The organism is Leifsonia sp. Y862, from assembly GCF_057669585.1.
Map to the genome: position 1 here is coordinate 262,714 of NZ_JBYHFR010000003.1, position 18,316 is coordinate 281,029.

General features: G+C 63.0%; 17 protein-coding genes. 12 read left to right on the plus strand and 5 right to left on the minus strand.

The window, feature by feature from the left end; translation table 11 throughout:
• The first annotated feature begins 37 nt into the window (after nt 1-37).
• From rpsR to thrS, 5 genes are all read left to right on the plus strand, one after another.
• The gene (gene rpsR / locus AC25Z0_RS15530) at nt 38-301 is read left to right on the plus strand and encodes a 30S ribosomal protein S18 (RefSeq protein ID WP_035835236.1); all 264 of its coding nucleotides are present in this window, start codon (nt 38-40) and stop codon (nt 299-301) included.
• 11 nt (nt 302-312) lie between these two features.
• On the plus strand, nt 313-762 hold the full coding sequence (gene rplI / locus AC25Z0_RS15535) for a 50S ribosomal protein L9 (RefSeq protein WP_488121007.1): 450 nt from the start codon (nt 313-315) through the stop codon (nt 760-762).
• 427 nt (nt 763-1,189) lie between these two features.
• On the plus strand, nt 1,190-2,566 hold the full coding sequence (gene dnaB / locus AC25Z0_RS15540; protein WP_488121008.1) for a replicative DNA helicase: 1,377 nt from the start codon (nt 1,190-1,192) through the stop codon (nt 2,564-2,566).
• Between the two features lie 94 nt (nt 2,567-2,660).
• Nucleotides 2,661-3,332, plus strand: a complete 672-nt coding sequence (locus AC25Z0_RS15545; RefSeq protein ID WP_488133774.1) for a HEAT repeat domain-containing protein — start codon at nt 2,661-2,663, stop codon at nt 3,330-3,332.
• Between the two features lie 221 nt (nt 3,333-3,553).
• Complete coding sequence (gene thrS, locus AC25Z0_RS15550; protein ID WP_488133775.1) at nt 3,554-4,819, plus strand: threonine--tRNA ligase; 1,266 nt, start codon at nt 3,554-3,556, stop codon at nt 4,817-4,819.
• A 75-nt stretch (nt 4,820-4,894) separates the two neighbouring features.
• Here thrS and AC25Z0_RS15555 read toward each other — a convergent pair whose 3' ends face one another.
• Both AC25Z0_RS15555 and hrpB read right to left on the minus strand, forming a co-directional pair.
• On the minus strand, nt 4,895-5,107 hold the full coding sequence (locus AC25Z0_RS15555; RefSeq protein ID WP_488133776.1) for a hypothetical protein: 213 nt from the start codon (nt 5,105-5,107) through the stop codon (nt 4,895-4,897).
• A gap of 81 nt (nt 5,108-5,188) precedes the next feature.
• The gene (gene hrpB, locus AC25Z0_RS15560; protein WP_488133777.1) at nt 5,189-7,747 is read right to left on the minus strand and encodes an ATP-dependent helicase HrpB; all 2,559 of its coding nucleotides are present in this window, start codon (nt 7,745-7,747) and stop codon (nt 5,189-5,191) included.
• Nucleotides 7,748-7,931: 184 nt separating this feature from the next.
• On the opposite strand from hrpB, the gene AC25Z0_RS15565 reads away from it, so the two are divergent.
• Nucleotides 7,932-8,180, plus strand: a complete 249-nt coding sequence (locus AC25Z0_RS15565) for a hypothetical protein (protein WP_488133778.1) — start codon at nt 7,932-7,934, stop codon at nt 8,178-8,180.
• A gap of 337 nt (nt 8,181-8,517) precedes the next feature.
• The gene (locus AC25Z0_RS15570; protein ID WP_488133779.1) at nt 8,518-8,976 is read left to right on the plus strand and encodes a hypothetical protein; all 459 of its coding nucleotides are present in this window, start codon (nt 8,518-8,520) and stop codon (nt 8,974-8,976) included.
• A 196-nt stretch (nt 8,977-9,172) separates the two neighbouring features.
• Here AC25Z0_RS15570 and AC25Z0_RS15575 read toward each other — a convergent pair whose 3' ends face one another.
• From AC25Z0_RS15575 to AC25Z0_RS15585, 3 genes are all read right to left on the minus strand, one after another.
• On the minus strand, nt 9,173-10,147 hold the full coding sequence (locus tag AC25Z0_RS15575) for a hypothetical protein (RefSeq protein ID WP_488133780.1): 975 nt from the start codon (nt 10,145-10,147) through the stop codon (nt 9,173-9,175).
• 1 nt (nt 10,148) lies between these two features.
• The gene (locus tag AC25Z0_RS15580) at nt 10,149-10,655 is read right to left on the minus strand and encodes a hypothetical protein (RefSeq protein ID WP_488133781.1); all 507 of its coding nucleotides are present in this window, start codon (nt 10,653-10,655) and stop codon (nt 10,149-10,151) included.
• Between the two features lie 419 nt (nt 10,656-11,074).
• Nucleotides 11,075-13,162 (minus strand): beta-galactosidase, encoded by a 2,088-nt coding sequence (locus AC25Z0_RS15585; RefSeq protein ID WP_488133782.1) that lies wholly within the window; start codon nt 13,160-13,162, stop codon nt 11,075-11,077.
• A gap of 195 nt (nt 13,163-13,357) precedes the next feature.
• Here AC25Z0_RS15585 and AC25Z0_RS15590 point away from each other — a divergent pair, with 195 nt between their 5' ends.
• From AC25Z0_RS15590 to AC25Z0_RS15610, 5 genes are all read left to right on the plus strand, one after another.
• Nucleotides 13,358-14,659, plus strand: coding sequence for an ABC transporter substrate-binding protein (locus AC25Z0_RS15590; protein ID WP_488133783.1), 1,302 nt, complete (start codon nt 13,358-13,360; stop codon nt 14,657-14,659).
• Between the two features lie 66 nt (nt 14,660-14,725).
• The gene (locus AC25Z0_RS15595; protein ID WP_488133784.1) at nt 14,726-15,700 is read left to right on the plus strand and encodes a carbohydrate ABC transporter permease; all 975 of its coding nucleotides are present in this window, start codon (nt 14,726-14,728) and stop codon (nt 15,698-15,700) included.
• Nucleotide 15,701: 1 nt separating this feature from the next.
• Nucleotides 15,702-16,634 (plus strand): carbohydrate ABC transporter permease, encoded by a 933-nt coding sequence (locus tag AC25Z0_RS15600; RefSeq protein WP_488133785.1) that lies wholly within the window; start codon nt 15,702-15,704, stop codon nt 16,632-16,634.
• A gap of 41 nt (nt 16,635-16,675) precedes the next feature.
• On the plus strand, nt 16,676-17,695 hold the full coding sequence (locus tag AC25Z0_RS15605; protein WP_488133786.1) for a LacI family DNA-binding transcriptional regulator: 1,020 nt from the start codon (nt 16,676-16,678) through the stop codon (nt 17,693-17,695).
• A 32-nt stretch (nt 17,696-17,727) separates the two neighbouring features.
• Nucleotides 17,728-18,282, plus strand: a complete 555-nt coding sequence (locus AC25Z0_RS15610; protein ID WP_488133787.1) for a cysteine hydrolase family protein — start codon at nt 17,728-17,730, stop codon at nt 18,280-18,282.
• Nucleotides 18,283-18,316 lie beyond the last annotated feature (34 nt).

Genomic DNA, 18,316 nt, shown 5'->3' on the forward strand with positions numbered 1-18,316 from the left:
GCTGGCTGAAAAAACACTTAAGAAAGCAAAGGAAATCATGGCTGGAAAGAGCAGCGGCGACCGCCGCAAGCCACTCCGCGGAGCCAAGGGTGGCAAGAACGCCGCCCCCGCGAAGTCGATCCGGGTCGGTGTCATCGACTACAAGGATGTCCCCACCCTCCGCAAGTTCATCTCCGAGCGTGGAAAGATTCGCGCCCGCCGCATCACTGGCGTCTCCGTCCAGGAGCAGCGCCTCATTGCCCGTGCTGTAAAGAACGCTCGCGAAATGGCCTTGCTGCCTTACGCTGGCTCAGGCCGGTAAGGAGCCCTCATATGTCGAAACTGATTCTGACGCACGAGGTCTCTGGCCTCGGCGCACCGGGCGACGTCGTTGACGTCAAGAACGGCTTTGCTCGTAACTACCTCGTTCCCCAGGGCTTCGCCGTGGCATGGACTCGCGGTGGCGAAAAGCAGATCGAACAGATCAAGGCCGCACGTGCAGCACGTGAGCACGCAACCCTCGAAGAGGCGCAGGCTCTCAAGGCTGCACTCGAGAACACCAAGGTCAAGCTGGTCGTCAAGACCGGTGCTGGCGGACGCCTGTTCGGCTCCGTCAAGACCACCGATGTCGCTGACGCTGTTGCTGCAGCCGGCCTCGGAACGATCGACAAGCGCAAGATCGAGCTCAGCCCGATCAAGCTGGTTGGCGAGCACGAGGCGACTGTTCGCCTCCGTGACGAGCTCAGTGCGACGATCACCCTTCAGGTTGTAGCTGCCAAGTAAGGCACCTGCGATCGATGTAGCGGGTGACCCCGATGGGGTCAATCGCTGCCGCCCGTTCAAGGGCGGAAAGAGGAAACTAGCGCACACATTTTTCCACAGAGTAGTTTCCCCAGCATCAACTTTCAACACAGTATTGAAGTTTCTTTTTCCACACAGGTGTGGATCGTTTAATTGCCTGATCAAGTGGTAAATGTGGTGCCAATATTCTTTTCTATCCACAGGTGAGTGCACAGGTTGTGCACAACGCGTGCGGCGTTTCGCGCAGATTTTCCACAACGTTATCCACAGGGTGGTTTGGCTGTGGGGCATACCGCTCCGTAGGGTGACTTGAGCCACATCGGATGACGGTGTGCGCGGAGCGATCCCTGTCAGTGGTCGCTGGTAGAACTCAAGCAACACACAAGCAACACATAGAAGGAGGCGCGGAGTGTCGATAGCCCACCTCGGCCTGAACGATCAGCGCAGCGGATCGGAAACGCGACACACAGAGCGCACTCCCCCACACGACCTCCTCGCAGAGCAGAGTGCTCTCGGCGGAATGATGCTCAGCAAGGATGCTGTAGCGGATGTCGTCGAAACAGTTCGTGGCAACGACTTCTACATCCCCAAGCACGAGATCATCTACGACGCCCTGCTGTCGCTGTACTCGCGCGGAGAACCCACCGACGTCATCGCCGTCACCGACGAGCTCACCAAGATTGGCGAGCTGTCCCGTGCCGGCGGCGCGGAGTACCTCCACACGCTCACCAGCCTCGTTCCCACGGCCGCCAACGCCGGCTTCTACTCGTCCATCGTCGCTGAGCGCGCGCTGCTGCGTCGCCTCGTCGAGGCCGGCACCCGCATTGTGCAAATGGGCTACGCCGGTGAGGGTGAAGTCCTCGACATCGTCAACAACGCCCAGGCCGAGATCTACTCGGTCACCGGCAACACCGAGACCGAAGACTACGTTCCGCTCACCGAGGCCGTCACGACGGCCATCGACGAGATTGAAGCTGCCAAGGGCAACGACGGATCGATGACCGGTGTCCCCACCGGATTCGCCGAGCTCGACGAACTCACCAACGGATTCCACGGTGGCCAGCTGATCATCGTCGCGGCTCGTCCGGCACTCGGTAAGTCAACGCTCGCGCTCGACTTCGCTCGCGCGGCATCCATCAAGAACGACATGCCCAGCATCTTCTTCTCGCTCGAAATGGGCCGCAGTGAAATTGCGATGCGTCTGCTCTCTGCTGAGGCATCCGTTCCGCTGCAGAGCATGCGTAAGGGTACGGTCGACACCCGCGACTGGACGACCATCGCGTCCACCCGTGGCCGCATCAACGATGCGCCGCTCTACATTGACGACAGCCCGAACATGACCCTGGTCGAGATTCGGGCCAAGTGCCGCCGCCTCAAGCAGCGCGTGGGCCTCAAGATGGTCATCATTGACTACCTGCAGCTGATGACATCCGGCAAGCGCGTTGAATCGCGTCAGCAGGAGGTCAGCGAGTTCTCGCGTGCGCTGAAGCTGCTCGCGAAAGAACTCCAGGTTCCTGTCATCGCGCTGTCACAGCTGAACCGTGGCCCTGAGCAGCGTGCAGACAAGATGCCAGCCATCTCCGACCTTCGAGAGTCCGGATCGCTCGAGCAGGACGCCGACATGGTCATCCTCTTGCACCGTGAGAGCGCCTACGAAAAAGACAACCCGCGTGCTGGGGAGGCCGACCTCATCGTGGCCAAGCACCGTAACGGTCCGACGCGTACCGTGACCGTGGCGTTCCACGGGCACTACTCGCGCTTTGCGGATATGGTGCCTGGCGCGTAGTTCTCGCCCGGTCCAGTTTCGTGGTGCCGCCATCGGATTACCATGAGCCATGGCTAGGTCGTCGGTCGGGCAACTCGGAGCAAAACTGGGCACGATGCCCGACTCGGAACTGCTCGACTACCTGAGCCAGAATTCCGGGCTGCCTGGGCCGCGCGCAAACCTCACACTGGCTGATGCGTTCGCCACTGTGGCCAGTCGCGCACTCATTTTGCGAGTTGTCGATGCCGACGATGAGTACCTGCGCTTCTGCGGGACCGAAGCCATCGGTCGATTGTTGGTGGAGACCCCGACAGACTCCAACCTGCGTGCGCTGCTGCGCGAACGGGCAGCGGATGCCGCCTGGCGCGTTCGAGAAGGCGCGGCGCGGGCCCTGCAAATGGTCGGTGATCACGATCCGGTGCTACTGCGTGACATCGTGACAGGGTGGGCCGCAGACGACAGTCCTTGGGTGCGTCGAGCAGCGCTGGCGGGCGTGTGTGAACCTCGTCTCCTGAAGCAGCCGGAGACGGCGGAGCTGGCGCTCTGGGCCTGCGAGCGTGCGACCGAGTTCGTCACCCAGGTTCCGCTGCAGGAACGCCGCGACCCAGGAGTGCGCAACCTGCGCCAAGCGCTCGGCTATTGCTGGAGCGTCGCCGTGGCCGGGACTCCCGATAGGGGCTTGCCGCTATTTGAACAATTGCAGACATCGACGGATGCCGATGTGCGGTGGATTGTCGACTCCAACCTGAAGAAGGCACGTCTCAAGCGCCTAACTGAAGGCGCCTGACTGATGAGGTGTAGTTCACCCGGCGATCTGCGTTCCTCTTGCGCATTTGCGCACCACCGCTACTATCGAGCTATGTTCATTTCGCAGATTATGGTCACGACCACGCCGGATTCTCTCCGGCGTGGTGACTGAGCACAGCTGCACACTCACGAAGCCCCGGGGACTCCCCCGGGGCTTCGTTGTTTCGTGGGGACTGCTCGGGCACGATGGAAGGCCCGCACATGGAACACAATCACCGCAGTCTCGGCCGCGAACTGCGCCTTTTCGACACCAAGCCGATCATCGGTGCCGGCCTGCCGCTGTGGTATCCGGCCGGCGCCGTCATCCGCTCAGAGCTCGAGCAACTCGCTCTTGAACAGGCGCTGACCTCTGGCTGTTCACGCGTCTACACCCCTGTGCTGGCGAAGCGGGAACTGTTTGAGCGGTCCGGTCACTGGGACAAGTTCTCCGCGGACATGTTCCCCGAGATGCTGGTCGGCGAGGAGAGCTTTGTGCTGCGCCCAGCGAACTGCCCACACCACACCCAGGTCTACGCAGCGGAGGGTCGCAGCTACCGCGACCTTCCGATCCGCCTTGCGGAGCTGGGCTCGATGTTCCGGAGCGAACTCTCTGGCAACCTCGGCGGGCTCAGCCGGGTGCGCCAGATCAACCTCGATGACGCCCACAGCTTCTGCCGCGAAGACCAGGTGGGAGCTGAGGTACTGCTTGCACTGCGGGCCATCCGGCGCAGCTACGACATCCTGGGCATCGAGATTGCCTACTACCGACTCTCCCTGCGAGGGGCGGCCGGCGACCCCGCTGACGACGGCGGTTTCGTGGGGAGCGACGACCAGTGGGAGCGAGCCGAACTCCACCTCCGAGCGGCGTTGGCGGAGTTTGGCGCACCCTATGTGGACGCACCGGGCGAAGCGGCCTTCTATGGGCCGAAGATCGATGTGCAGGTCATCGATGCGAACGGCAAAGAGGAAACCCTCTCCACCGTGCAGGTCGACTACAACCAGCCAGAACGCTTCGACCTGCAGTACACCGACGAGCAGGGCAAGAAGGTGCGCCCGGTGATGATCCACCGGGGCTTGCTCAGCTCCATGGAGCGGATGACTGCGCTGCTGATCGAGAGATATGACGGTCGGCTGCCGACCTGGCTCGCACCTGTGCAGGTGCGGGTGCTGCCGGTCAGTGCTGCGCGCCATGGCGAGGCCGCGCATGCCGCCTGGGAGGAGTTGCGTGCCGCAGGAATCCGCGCCGAGATCTCTGACCGCGGCAGCTTGGGGTCGAGGATCAGGGATTCTCGGGCATCGCGTGACCCGTATCAGGCGATTATCGGCGATGTGGAGAGCGCGGAGCGAAGTGTGAGTATCAACGCTCCGGGCTTGGCGATGACCGGAAAGCTGCCCCTTACGGACTTTGTGGAGCGGATGCAGGCAGAGATTCGCGATCGCTGCATCGAGCGTTCGGTGCTCGATGCAGCAACTTCGGTCGCCGTCTAGCGCTCAGGGACGATCACCCGGAAACCGAGACCGTCGACGGTTGACTCCCCGTCGACGGTTTCGCCCGTCTGCGCATCAGTGGTGTCCGGACTTGGGTCGACGTAGGCCGAGCACCACCAGGATGATGCCGACGACTGCGACGATCAGCCCGATGAAGAGCCACGTTCGGTTACCGGTCATGAAACTTCCCGGAATCAGGTTCATTCCCTGCCCGGCGAATGCTCCACCAATGATCACCGCGATCACACCGGTGGTGATGAGGGCGGTGCGTCCGACTTTGCTGTTCATGTTGCCCAACGTACCCGTGCCACGTCGTCACCTCTGGACGGGTTGGGCGTTGAATTCGTTCCGGCACAGCGCAAACGGCAGCTAGCCCAGGGCAGCGCGGCGCGTGGTGTGCCTGGTCGGCACCGCGGACCAGGGGTCTTCAGGCCATGGATGCTTCGGATAGCGGCCACGCATCTGGGCGCGCACCTGTGAGTACGGTCCTGCCCAGAATGACGCAAGGTCATCGGTCACGGCAAGTGGATGCCCGGCGGGGGAAAGCAAGTGGAACAACACCGGTACTCGTCCTGCGACGAGACGCGGGGTCTCTGCCCACCCGAAGCATTCCTGCAGTTTCACGGCTACAACGGGGCGGGCGGCGGAATCATCGACCGGTGGGTAGCTGAGACGCACCTGCGAGCCGCTGGGCACCTCAAGGCGCTCCGGAACCAGCGCATCGAAGTCGACCGCGGCGGGCCACGGCAGGATGCGCCGGAGTGCAGGGGCCAGGTCGATGCGCGCGGCCGGCGTGCCTGCGGCGAGTTCTGACAGCTCGGGGCCGAGCCAGGAATCGAGGGTACTGAGCAGGGCGGCGTCTGAGACATCCGGCCAGGGGGAACCGAGCTCGCGATGCAGCAAGGCGAGGCGACGCCGCAGTGCGTCCGCGGACTCTGACCAGACAAAAACCCCGAGTCCTTGTTCTGTGACCGCGCGCCGGACGGCATCGCGTCCACCATCATCCGCTTGTACGCGTAGCGGGACTGACGCGCGAATGATCGCGCCGATTCGACGTTCACGGCGCGCAACGACACGCCCGTTCACGAACTCCGCCTCGACCCTGTCGGTGCAGAGATGGGACGCCACCTGCTCTGCCTGGTCCTCAGAGATGATGGCGGCAGAGCGGATGATGGCTCCTGTTCCTGCGGCCGCTCTCCCCTGGGCCCTGGTGACGTCCGCGACCGCCAACCATTCGGCGCTCGCAAGCGGACCGGTGATCCCGGCACGGGTGCCGGAAGCGAGAAGAAAGGTTGCGCCGTGCGGTGACTGATCGACGCGGCGGGCGATCCACTCTGGGAATGCGAGCGCGATGACAACGCCGGTCTGATCAGCGCTGCCTCGCGCTGTGCCCGTCGCCCCGGTGAACCGCTCGAGACGCCGGACCTCCTGCTCCCATCGGCGGGCATCAGGGCTGCGTCCATTGCGCAGTGCGGTGAGCGCGGCCTGGGCATCGCCGTCCGCAACGCGGAGATCACCGCTGAGCAGCGCGACGACCTCTGCCGCTGTTCGCCCGCCGACCAGGGCGCTCCCAGCGCGCAGTGCGCGGGCGAGGCGAGGGTCAGCCGGGATGCGGGCGAGCTGTCGACCTTCGTCGGTGGCGCGGCCATCGGCATCGATCGCGCCGAGCCCGTGCAATACGGCGATGGCATTGTTCAGGCTGCCTGCGGGAAGCGGATCCACCAGCCGCAGGCCCACACCATTAGGTGCTCCCCAGCAGGCGAGGAGCAGGGCTGCGTCGGTGAGATCTGCCGCCTGGATCTCAGGGGCAGCGTGCGACGGTGCGGTGGCGAAGGTTCGCTCGTCAACGCATCGGACCACGACGCCGGGCCCCTGCCGGGTGGCGCGCCCCGAGCGCTGGATGGCAGATGCCTTGGGCGTTGGACCGGTGACGAGACCGCTCATGCCGCGCACTGCATCCCGCTGCGGAGCGCGAGACAGGCAGGTATCGACGACCAGGCGCACACCGGGGACGGTCAGAGAGGATTCGGCGAGTGACGTCGTCACGATGATCCGTGCAGGAGCGTCTGCGTTGCGCCCGCTGATTACCGCATCCTGCTCTGCGGCCGGGATCTGGCCGTGCAGTTCGCGCACGTCGAACTCCGCGGCGAGACCACGGATGCGTCCGGCGATCTCGGAGACCTCACGCGCGCCCGGCGCGAAAACGAGAGCATCGGCGTCCGGATTGATACGCACGAGGTTGCGGTGGGCGGCAACCGCGATGCTCGCGACGTGGTCCAGGAAGGCCCAGGTCACCCCGCGTTCATCCAGCCGAGGTGTGGCAGACGGTGCCCAGCGCACCTCAAGCGGATGTGCAGGCACCGTCTGGGTCACGATCGGGGCTGGCGAAGCATCTGTTCCCAGTACTGTCGCGAACCGGCCGGCGTCGAGTGTCGCGGACATCGCGATGACGACGAGGTCGTCGCGCAGCTCGCGGACCTCACCGAGCAGCCCGATCAGCAGATCCGTCTCCAAAGCACGCTCGTGCACTTCGTCGATGATGACCGCGCCGACCCCCTCGAGACCTGGGTCGTCGAGCAGGCGGCGCAGCAGCACGCCGGCGGTGACGAACTCGATCCGGGTGGACGAGCTCACGTGGCGTTCGCCCCTGACGGTAAATCCGACGCGGGAGCCGATGGGTGATCCGTCCAACTGCGCGAGTCGTCTGGCAGCAGCGCGGGCTGCGACCCGGCGTGGCTGCGTGACGATCACACGACCCTGAACACGATCTGCGACGAGTGGCGGGACAAGCGTGGTCTTGCCCGTGCCCGGCGGCGCGCTGACGACGACAGACGGGCTCTGATCGAGCGCAGCACTCAGATCATCGATCGCCGACGCAAACGCGAGCCCGCGACCGATCTTCGACGGGTCGAACGGCGTACTGGTCACTCCCCCAGTCTCTCGCGTTCAGACGGTGTGCGTTCACCGGCGTACCGGGCACGGCGCTGTGCGGGACTTCACACAACACGTAGCTCTCATCACCGGGGCCTCGCTGCGAAGGCGCGGCCCTGCACGTCGATGACGCAGTGCACCTCTTCCTGTGCCGGCTGACTGCACAGGAATACCATGAGCCATGGCCAGGTCGACAGCTGGAGAGCTCGACGCGACGCTGCGCGCGATGCCCGAATCGGAGCTGCTCGACTATCTGACCGCGAACTCCGGTCTGCCCGGGCCGCGGGCGAATCTCGCATTGGCCGACGCGTTCGCCGGTGCGGCCAGCCGCGTACTGATCCTGCGAGCGGCGTTGGCCGACGACGAGTACCTGCGCTTCTGCGGGACCGAAGCCCTTGGTTGGTTGCTGCTGGAGACGCCGAGTGACTAGAGCCTGCGTGCACTGCTTCGCGAACGGGCAACGGATGCCTCGCGGCGCGTTCGAGAAGGCGCGGCACGTGCACTCCAACTGGTGGGCGATCGACACACCCGGATGGGCGGCCACGGGCGGTCGATAGACCATTCCAAAATAGGTCCGGCGAACGGGGCTATATAGGACTGCCGACATGCCGAATGCACATCGCCACGGGTCTCGGAGCTTGGCTCAAGCGCGTTAGGTGGATGGGCTATATTTTTGCTCCAGAACACTTGCACCACTGGTCTAAGTGCTCTAGGCTGCATGGAAGACGTCACAGCGGCGCTCTAAATGAATAGAAAGTTATAGGTTTATGAGCAATCCGTCGAACGCCGAATTCCAGCTCGTCCCCGTGCCGACCCGGCACGTAGTCGCCGTGATGCGACTCATTGTCGATCTCGACTCGCCACCTAACCCGACGTCATCCGCCGCTTTAGCTTCCACGGACTGGACTGACGAAGAGCTCGCTCGGTTTGCTAGTTCTGATTCGAAAGCACTCCGAGTCGCTCAGGACTTGATTGACGTCCTCGTGACGAAGCCGGGCGTTTGGTTTAACCTCGACGAACTCACGGAGCTTACCGACTGGGAGCGCAGCACATTGAAAGGCGTTTGGACCCATCTCGCCCGCGCAATGAAGGCACACTTCGGCGGTAGCCAGTTGCCTCTGGAAAGCGTCTGGGGACTCCACCTGCAGCCGGCTCTCGATGCGTTGATGTATTACCGCGTCAATGACGACCAGGCTGACCAATGGCTCCGCGTTCGGGCCGCGTGACTGGCTGACCTGCACGACACCCACTGCGACTGCAACAAGGAAGACGTACCATCGTTATTGCGACGATCGGAGGTCTGAGATTCGCTTCACATCGCTTCGTCGTTGGGCCTGCCGATGGTGCTCCTGGTGAAATGCTTGTGAACCCTAGATCGTATGGTCGCTTGGGATAGGAGGCCTTAACGGCATTCCGAAATACCTAGATCTGATCGACTTCCTCGTCCTCGTCCTCGTCCTCGTCCTCGTCGCTGGTACCCGACAGTGAGATGTTGTTGAGGTCCCAGTCCTTCATTTCGTTAAAACCCTTGCACGGGCCGAGGTCCGCGTCACAATGCAAGTCGCCATGCGCCGCTGCGTAGCGAATGCGATTGTCGTCCCGCAACGTCCCCATGTCTCTGGTCTTTCCATAGATTCGCGCGAGCGGGTACCGAGGTCGAGCCACGAACGAGACCTCTCCAGTTTTGATATTGCGCGCCCTCGCGTGAGCCTGCACCAGGAAGGTCTCCCCCTCAGGATGCTCACATCCCTCGCTATCGCAAAGGTTGCACTTCTGCTCGCCGTCGCGCGCCGCGACCTTCGGGTAGAACTCACTCATCTGGTGGTCGCAGTCTTCAACAAGCTCGCCACATATCGAGCACTCAAAGTCGCTCACAATTCCAGCTGAGGCCCCCATGCGAAGGTGAGAAAGATTTACGGGACACTCGGACCAATACTCGTCATCGTCGCGCAGAACGATCGGACAACCAAAGAGGCCGCGTTTTAGGAACGCGGTGCGGTGGATGGCAGTGTGCGCGTCCTCCATTAATTCGTGGTCCTCAAGGTAATTGAGCGCCTCAATGGCGGAAGATACAGCCTTTGTGATGTGAGGCTCAACCGCGTCTAATGTTGCCTGATCGACCTCCGTGGTGAGCTTGATCCATTCGCCGCGCTTCTCTCGCTGGATGGCGCGGCGGACGTCTTCGTCCTTCTCGACGAGAGCCTCCGGGAGAGTGGGAATACGGCCAGCCAACTCTCCGAGCAGGGCCAGGGCCTCCGCGTACTCTTCGACTGAGACATCGAGCGCCGCGCGACCGCAATGATCGAGATAGCGGTCTCGTAGCGGCCCTCCCGACGGTGGGATCGGACCGGCTTGCATGATCAACATTTTGAACTTGCGACCTTTTCCCTCGGCCACGTCAATCGCCCTTCTTCTTGGTCCTCTTGTGGTCCGCCGGGCTGCGCTGTAGCACCTTCAGCGCCTCAATTACCTCAGCGCCGCTGCCTTCGACCTCAAAGGTGCGACCGGTCTCAGTCTCGGCGACGGACACTTTCAGCGGAAGCTGCTCCGCTTCTGTGGGCGTCCAGCCCTGGCGTTCCGCACGGTGCGTGATGAAGAGTGTGACCGTCAGGATGAGCCAGTCGCTCGCCATTTGGAAACAGGCTAGCCCGAGTGACCATGTCTCAGGGTCGACGCTGTACTCGGCTAGGTACTCGCGCGTCGCGCTCGGAGTAGCAAACTCGACGGGCAGGTCTCGCGCTCGCGCGGCTTTCGGCAGGTAGCGCACTGTGTCGGTGTATCGTGGTCTGTCGTTGCCTTCCGACGGACCTCGGGTCGGGACCACGTAGACCTTGCCCCGATCTACAATCTCGGGGAGGGCGCCGTCGAATGGAATCCACTCGCCTTCAATTACTAGGGCTGTCATACCCGAGAGCCTAACAACGCCCTCTGACGCCGCGGCGTGTACAACGAGCGTGACGCGAGGCGCAATCTACGATCGACGCGACTGGTCTGGAATCCGTGGCACTTAGTCTGGCAACAGGGGCTCCGCCAGGAACCTTGAGCGACCCACTCAAGGTTTTCACAAACAAGCAGCGAGCGATTATCTCTGCTGCGTGAGATCGTGAAGAACTGGTGCGTCGCGGTGGCTGAGGATCCAGGGCGGGGGCTACCCTGCTTAGCGAACTGCGAACGTCACCGGATTCCGATGTGCGCCTCAAGCGGCTCCTTGGATAGTCGCCAGAAAGCGTCAGCAGATGACTAATGCGGGCGCCCCATCGGGAGCGCCCGCATTTCGCGTCATGCAGTAGTTCGAGCCAGACGGCGCAGCTAGTCAAACAGCGGCTAGCGAGGAGTGGTGATGACCCGGAAACCGGCACCAGGCACAACGACATCACCCTCGACCGCTTCACCCGTCAACGCATCAACACCGTGTGCCGTCACGATGGCATCCGTGTCTGCGTGGTTGATGTAGAACGCGTACTCCGTGTCGTCGCTGCGGCGCACCACGTACTCAAGGCCGGCGGGAAGGGTGCTGAACGCAGTTCCCGTCTCCGTCAGCACGCTCTCGATGAGCGATGACAGGTCGGATCCGTGCAGCCCGGTCGAGATGTACCAGGCCTGGCCGGCGCCATGCGCGTTGCGCACAATGGCCGGCTTGCCTGCGGCAGGTCCGTCAGCATAAACCGCGTGTGCGCTGCCGGAGGTGAGCACGACTTCTTCGGTCCACACCGAACCGGTGCGACCATCGCTGAGTGCGACTGTTTCGGCCTCGTGGAGCGGCAGGAACTCGTGGATCTCCAGTCCGAGGACGTCGCGGAGCGCTCCGGGTGATGCTCCGGGGTACACCTCGTCGTTGGCACCGACGATGCCGGAGAAGTACGAGACGACGAGCGATCCGCCGGCGGCGACGTAGCCTTCGATGTTCGCTGCTGCCTCGGTGTCGAGCAGGTAGAGGCTGGGCGCGAAGACGACGTCGTACGAGTTGAGGTCGTGGCTGGGGTGCACGAAGTCGATCGTCACGCCGCGCTCCCAGAGCGCCGTGTAGAACGATTCGATGCGAGAGCGGTGTTCAAGCTCGACGGTGGGGCGCCACTCGAGGTCCTGGGCCCAGAACGACTCGATGCTCCAGACGATGGCGACGGATGCACTCACTCGCGAGCCGCTGATCGGCGACAGTGCAGCCAGGTCGCTTCCGAGGGCGACGACTTCCTTCCAGATGCGCGTCGAGGTGCCACCGTGGGGCAGCATCGCCGAGTGGAACTTCTCCACACCGAAGCGGCTCGCCCTGAACTGGAAGAACAGCACGGCATCCGCTCCCCTGGCGACGTGGGCGAGGCTGTTCCTGGCCATCTCCCCAGCGCGCTTGGCGATGTTGCGCGGCTGCCAGTTGACGGCAGAGGTGGAGTGTTCCATGAGCATCCATGGCGAGCCTCCCGCGAGGGAGCGGGTGAAGTCGGCATCCATGGAGAGCAGGATGTGGTTGTCGCTGCGCTCGGCGACGAGGTAGTGGTCGTTGGCGACGATGTCGACCTCGGCAGCCCACTTCCAGTAGTCGACAGACGGGCAGTTGGTGCCCATGAAGTTGGTGGTGATGGGGCGGGTCTGGTCGTACGCGCGGATCGCGTTGCGCTCGGCGACGTAGCAGGCGAGCAGGGCATCAGAGGTGAAACGCTGGAAGTCCAGGCGCTGCGCCTGGTTGGTCACGCTGGCCGCGAGACGCGGCACGTCGATCTCATCCCACTCCCCGTAGACCTGGCCCCAGAACAGTGTGCCCCAGGCGCGATTGAGGCCGTCAAGGGTGCCGTACTTCGCCTGCAGCCACTCACGGAACGCTGCGACCGAGTAGTCGTCATAGCTGTCGCTGATCGGTGCGCCGTACTCGTTGTGGATGTGCCACATGACGACCGCAGGATTCGACGAGTAGCGCTTCGCCAGCTCCCCGGCGATGCCGCTCGCCGCAGCGCGGTATTCGGGCGAGCTCGGGCTGACCATGCCGCGCGAGCCGAAACCCAGACGGATGCCATCGCGGGTGACGGGGTGCGATTCCGGGTACTTCTTCCAGAACCAGGCCGGCGGTGAAGCTGTCGGCGTGCCGAGGTCGACGTCGATGCCGGCGTCGCCGAGCAGACCGATGATGTCATCGAGGAAGCTGAAGTCGTATTCACCCTCGCGCGGTTCGAGAAGCGCCCAGGAGAAGATCCCGATGCTGACCAGGTTGATGCCGGCCTGCTGCATGAGCTCGATGTCTTCGAGCCATGTATCGCGGCTCCACTGCTCGGGGTTGTAGTCGCCGCCGAACCGGATCTGTGTGGTTCCGGGGATCCATCGACCATTGGTGCCGCGCTGCGTTTCGCTGGGCTGTGCTGGCACGACAGTCGCGCCCTGTTCGGTCTGGGACCGCGAGATTGCCTCGGGGCGTTCGAGTTGCATTGGTTCTCCTTTGACTGTGTGCGGTCACAGTTCTATCACAGCCCACACGGTGAGAGCCAGCCGAATGACCTGTGTTGACAAGGAAAAGTATCTGTGAATTACTAGTACCGCTCACAGGTACGCCGACGTTGTCGCTTGATTACGAAAGCACGCCGACCCAATGCACCTACTGGTGGCTTTCGACAAGGAGGACGAATGCGCAGCTCAATTCGCACAGCAGCAGTCACAGCAATCGCAGTTTCGGCGTTGCTGATGACCGGATGTTCGGCTGATACCTCGGGAGGTGACTCAGGGTCCGTTGAACTCACGTACTGGGCATGGGCACCGAACCTCGACAAAGTTGTAGATATCTGGAACGAGTCGCACCCCGACATCCAGGTCACCGTCAACAAGCAGGACGGTGGCGACCCGGCCATCACCAAGCTCCTCACCGCCATCAAGGCAGGCAGCGGCGCTCCAGACATGATCCAGGCCGAGTACCAGAAGATCCCGACGCTCGTTGGTTCTGATGCACTTGCCGACCTGTCCGAGTTCGGCGCAAGCGACCTCGAGGGCAACTTCCCGAGTGGCGCCTGGAGCTCAGTCACGCTCGGCGGAGATGCCGTGTACGCGATTCCTCAGGACACCGGCCCCATGATGGCCTACTACCGCGCCGACATCCTGAGCCAGTACGGCCTGACCGTGCCGACCACGTGGGATGAGTACGCAGATACCGCCCGCGCCCTGCACGCCGCAGACCCGTCCAAGTACCTCGGCACGTTCTCGGCGAACGACGCTGGCTGGTTCAGCGGGCTGTCTCAGCAGGCTGGCGCCTCCTGGTGGTCAGTCGACGGCGATGCCTGGGGCGTCGACATAGACAAGGCTGCAACCCAGAAGGTCGCCTCATACTGGGGCGAACTCGTCGAGGAAGGCGTCATCGACAACAAGCCGATGTACACCCCTGAGTGGAATTCCGGACTGAACGACGGCAGCCAGGCTGGCTGGGTCTCATCGGTATGGGGCCCTGGCGTTCTGGCTGGAAACGCGGCTGACACGCAGGGAAAGTGGATTGCCGCTGAGGTTCCGCAGTGGACCGCAGGCGAGGCTGCCAACGGCAACTGGGGCGGCTCGACCACCGGTGTGACGACTCAGTCGAAGCACCCCAAGGAAGCACTCGAGTTCGTCACCTGGCTGAACACCGATGCGGAGGCCATTCAGGCTCTCGTCGACAACGCCGGAATCTACCCGGCCGACACCAAGGCAGCGGCATCCGCACTGACTGAATCTCCTGAGTTCTTCAGCAACCAGGCCGATTTCTACCAGGTTGCAGCAGCTGCGGCGGCGGCAGTGAACCCGTTCACCTACGGACCCAACGTCAACGTGGCATACAGCGCGTACAACGACGAGTTCGCCAAGGCAGCAGACGCGAAGACTCAGTCAGCGTTTGTCGCGGCGGTCGGCGCCATGCAGAAAATCACGACGGATGACCTCAAAAAGAGCGGCTTCAACGTCAAGTAGCAACCATTTGGGGGCCTGTCGGAGATATTCGGCAGGCCCCCAGCATTCTCAGAACGGAGATTTGCAGTGACGACACTCGTCGACACCCCGCGGGACGAGGCACCAGCCCCAGTCCTGCCGCGCCGCAAGGGCTCGCGCAACCAGCGCTCCCTGACGCGCAGCGCCTATGCGATGCTGGCACCCGGAATCATCCTGTTCACGGTCTTCATGGCCGCCCCCATCTTCTATACGCTCTACCTGAGCTTCCAGAAGAAGCAGGTTGTCGGCCTCGGCCTCGGCTCGGGAAGTCAGACGCAGGTTTTCGCCGGACTCCAGAATTACATCGGCACTCTCACCAACCCAGAATTCGGGGCCAGCGTCGGCCGTGTTCTGGTCTACGGTGCCGTGCTCATCCCCACCATGCTCGGGCTTGCGCTGCTCTTCGCGCTGCTGCTCGACTCGCGCCGCACCCGGGCACAGAGCTTCTCGCGGATCTCGATCTTCCTGCCGTACGCGGTTCCTGCTGTGATCAGCTCGCTGCTCTGGGGTTTCCTCTACCTCCCGGCAGTCAGCCCCTTCTACTATGTCTTCGACAAACTCGGCTGGGACGCCCCGTCGATGATGTCGCCGTCGCTCGTCACTTTCGGAATTGCGAACATCGCGCTTTGGGGTGGAGTGGGCTTCAACATGATCGTTATCTACACCTCGCTCAAGTCAGTCTCCAGCGAGATCTACGAGGCGGCAAAGATCGATGGCGCGAGCGAGATTCAGATCGCCTGGCGCATCAAGATCCCGATCATTGCCCCGGCTCTCATCATGACCGCGCTCTTCTCGATGATCGCAACACTGCAGGTCTTTGCCGAACCCACGACCCTGCGTCCGCTGACCAACAGCCTGTCGACCAGCTGGTCACCGCTGATGCTCGTGTACCGGGATGCGTTCACGCGCGACGACATCTACTCGGCTGCCGCCACCTCGATCATCATCGCACTGGCGACGTTCGCGCTCTCGTTCCTATTCCTTCGCATCGTCCAGAAGCGCGCTTTCGGACAGGAAGACTGACATGACCTCCCTTGCAGAAACCACGGAGACTAGCCGACCGGATGTTGCGGCGTCACATCCCAAGTCCACTCCCGCTTCACGACGTGCGAAGAAGGACAACGGGATCACGGTGCGCCCGAGTGTTCTCTCGACCAGCATCCTGATCATTGGTGCGATTTACTGCCTCTTCCCCGTGTTCTGGGTGCTGATGGCATCCACCAAGGACGGCTCAGAGCTCTTCTCGACATTCACCCTCGCGCCCAGCACCCACCTGTGGGACAACATCGTCGAACTCACGCAGTACCGCGACGGCCTCTACTGGCGCTGGATGCTGAACACCGCGCTGTATGCCGGTGTCGGGGCACTTGCGTCGACGTACATCTCGGCGATGTCTGGCTACGTCCTGGCCAAGTTCTCGTTCCCAGGCAAGGGCTTTGTCTTCAAGGTTCTGCTCATGGGCGTGCTGGTTCCCGGCGTGATCCTGGCCATCCCGCAGTACTTCCTGATGGCACAGATCGGCCTGACCAACACCTACTGGGCCGTGCTGCTCCCCCAGATCATCAGCCCCTACGGCATCTACCTGGCACGGATCTACACCGCTGGCTCTGTGCCGACCGAGGTCATCGAAGCTGCGCGCACCGAGGGTGCCAAAGAACTGCGGATCTTCCACGGCATCGCCCTGCCCATGATGATGCCCGGCCTTGTGACGATCTTCCTCTTCCAGTTCGTCGCCGTGTGGAACAACTTCATGCTGCCGTACATCATGCTCGGCAGCGACACGCTGTTCCCGATCACCGTCGGCCTGAACGGTCTGCTCAACCAGGGCGCAACGGTTCCGGCGCTCTACACGCTCGTCATCACCGGCGCGCTGCTGTCGATCATTCCGCTGATCGCACTCTTCCTGGTGCTGCAGCGCTACTGGAAGGTTGACCTGGCAGCCGGCGCCGTCAAGTAATCAGTGGAGACGAGCATGATGGACTCCAATAGGCTGGGCGCGTGACCGACACTACTTCGCGGCGGCGACGCCCCACGATCGACGACGTTGCACTCGAAGCCGGCGTATCCAGAGGGACGGTGTCCCGGGTACTCAACGGCGGTCACTGGGTGAGCCCCGACGCCCTGGCCGCGGTGAATGACGCGATCAAGAAGACCGGCTATCGGATCAACCCGCACGCCAGAAGCCTCGCGACCAATCGCGCGAATTCGATCGCATTCCTGCTCACCGAGTCGCATGAGCGCCTGTTCGAAGACCCCAACTTCTCGATCCTGATGCGGGGCGCTGCGCAGGCGCTTGAGGAGCGCGACATCCCGCTGGTGCTGCTCATGGCCGGATCGGACGCTGAACAACGACGAGCCACTGACTTCATCACGGCCGGCCACGTCGACGGCGTTCTGCTAGTCTCCTCGCACCGAGGGCGGCAGTCATTCATCCCTGAGCTGGTGCGCTCGAAAGTACCGGCGATCGCCTGCGGCATTCCACTCGGATACGAGCGCAACATCGGCTATGTGGCCGCCGCCGATGCTGACGGTGCCAGAACGGCAGTTGAGCTCCTGCAAGACCAGGGCCGCACGCACATCGCGATCATCACCGGCCCGCTCGACACCTCTGGGGGAATCAACCGGTTCGCGGGGTATCGGGAGCAGCTCGGCAGCGACTACGACGAGTCGTTCGTTGCGCATGGCGACTACAGCAAGGCGAGTGGTGCAGCTGGCATGCGGGAGCTGTTTGAGCGCCACCCCGAGATCGACGGTGTCTTTGCGGCGAACGACATGATGGCCGTCGGCGCACTGGACGTGCTGCAGGCTGCTGGACGTGTGGTTCCGGATGATGTTTCCCTGATTGGCTTCGACGATTCCCCGGTGGCGGTCACGACGACGCCACAGCTGACGACAATGCGACAGCCCTTCGAGCGGATCAGTCAGGAAATGGTGCGACTGCTGATGCAGGTGATCGAGGGCCAGCCGGCCGCGGCAATCACGATTCCCACCGAGCTCGTCAGACGAGGCTCTGCCTAGAAGTGCGCAAACCGGCTGGAAGAATGGGCACCATGAGCCGCTTTGTCGACAGGACCAGAACCGCAGTGCTCGTCATCGACCTCCAGGTCGACGTGATGAATGGCTGCTTCGACGGGCCTGGCGTGCTGGCACGTACGGATGCCCTGATTGCGCGAGCGCGGGCATCCGCTGCTCCGGTGATCTTCGTGCAGCATGAAGAACCGGGAATGGAACGCGGCAGCGATGCCTGGCAGCTCGCCGCTCCACTGGCACCGCAGGACGGCGAAGCCCGGGTGTATAAGGCATACAGAGACTCGTTTGTCGACACGTCCCTGGCCGCGGTGCTCGCAGAGGCCGGGATCTCTCGGCTGGTGATTGCGGGCGCGCAGTCCGACTATTGCGTGCGGACGACGGCGCAGCGCGCGGCAGCTGAGGGCTATGACATCGTGCTCGTCAGCGACTGTCACACCACCACGGACTCGACCTTCAATGGCGTGCCGATCAGCGGTGAACAGATCGTGGCCCACACCGCGCAGTACTTTTCGGGGCTCAGGTACCCGGGTCAGGAATGTGGCCTCGAGACCCACGACAGGGTCACGCTCACCTAGCCTGCACCGGCTGCAGCGACCCTAGATTGCGGAG

Coding starts and splice junctions, on each gene's coding strand:
- AC25Z0_RS15580 (WP_488133781.1), bottom strand. CDS start 10,655: ATGACAGCCCTAGTAATTGAAGGCGAGTGGATTCCATTCGACGGCGCC.
- rpsR (WP_035835236.1), top strand. CDS start 38: ATGGCTGGAAAGAGCAGCGGCGACCGCCGCAAGCCACTCCGCGGAGCC.
- AC25Z0_RS15600 (WP_488133785.1), top strand. CDS start 15,702: ATGACCTCCCTTGCAGAAACCACGGAGACTAGCCGACCGGATGTTGCG.
- AC25Z0_RS15570 (WP_488133779.1), top strand. CDS start 8,518: ATGAGCAATCCGTCGAACGCCGAATTCCAGCTCGTCCCCGTGCCGACC.
- AC25Z0_RS15585 (WP_488133782.1), bottom strand. CDS start 13,162: ATGCAACTCGAACGCCCCGAGGCAATCTCGCGGTCCCAGACCGAACAG.
- AC25Z0_RS15555 (WP_488133776.1), bottom strand. CDS start 5,107: ATGAACAGCAAAGTCGGACGCACCGCCCTCATCACCACCGGTGTGATC.
- rplI (WP_488121007.1), top strand. CDS start 313: ATGTCGAAACTGATTCTGACGCACGAGGTCTCTGGCCTCGGCGCACCG.
- AC25Z0_RS15565 (WP_488133778.1), top strand. CDS start 7,932: ATGGCCAGGTCGACAGCTGGAGAGCTCGACGCGACGCTGCGCGCGATG.
- thrS (WP_488133775.1), top strand. CDS start 3,554: ATGGAACACAATCACCGCAGTCTCGGCCGCGAACTGCGCCTTTTCGAC.
- AC25Z0_RS15590 (WP_488133783.1), top strand. CDS start 13,358: ATGCGCAGCTCAATTCGCACAGCAGCAGTCACAGCAATCGCAGTTTCG.
- AC25Z0_RS15545 (WP_488133774.1), top strand. CDS start 2,661: ATGCCCGACTCGGAACTGCTCGACTACCTGAGCCAGAATTCCGGGCTG.
- AC25Z0_RS15610 (WP_488133787.1), top strand. CDS start 17,728: ATGAGCCGCTTTGTCGACAGGACCAGAACCGCAGTGCTCGTCATCGAC.